Below are 401 nucleotides of genomic sequence, written 5' to 3' on the forward strand. Positions count from 1 at the left end.
AGATTTGTATGTGAGACCGCCCATCGCCCACCCCATGACCACCGACATCGACATCGAGACCGCCGACGAACACGGCGCCATCATCCGCATCGACACCTGGCGAGCCGAGGGAGACACCAGCGGACGAACCATCCGCCTGTGCGCCGAACAACGCTGCCGCCTGCACGCCCTACCCGCTATCACCCGCTGCGCCGACCACATGACCAGCGACGAGTTCCGCGCAGCCGTCCATGAACAGGGCAACATCCTCGACCGCGCCCGCCACAACCGCATCGACCTCGCCGAACAGGCCCACCGCACCCTCGGCCTGCCCCAACCGGAAATCCTCGCGACCTTCACCGCCGCAGGCATCAACGACCAGCGCCTCCAGGCCGCCACCCAGGCCGCCGCCACCATCACCC

At 67.8% G+C, this 401-nt stretch carries 1 protein-coding gene; it reads left to right on the forward strand.

The features are described 5' to 3' along the window. Positions 1–34: 34 nt before the first annotated feature. Positions 35–401: hypothetical protein (locus FOE67_RS28485; RefSeq protein ID WP_182667654.1), on the forward strand; the 367-nt coding region annotated here is incomplete at its 3' end.

Origin of the sequence: Streptomyces calidiresistens (genome assembly GCF_014141525.1) — a bacterium.
Taxonomy (GTDB): domain Bacteria; phylum Actinomycetota; class Actinomycetes; order Streptomycetales; family Streptomycetaceae; genus Streptomyces; species Streptomyces calidiresistens.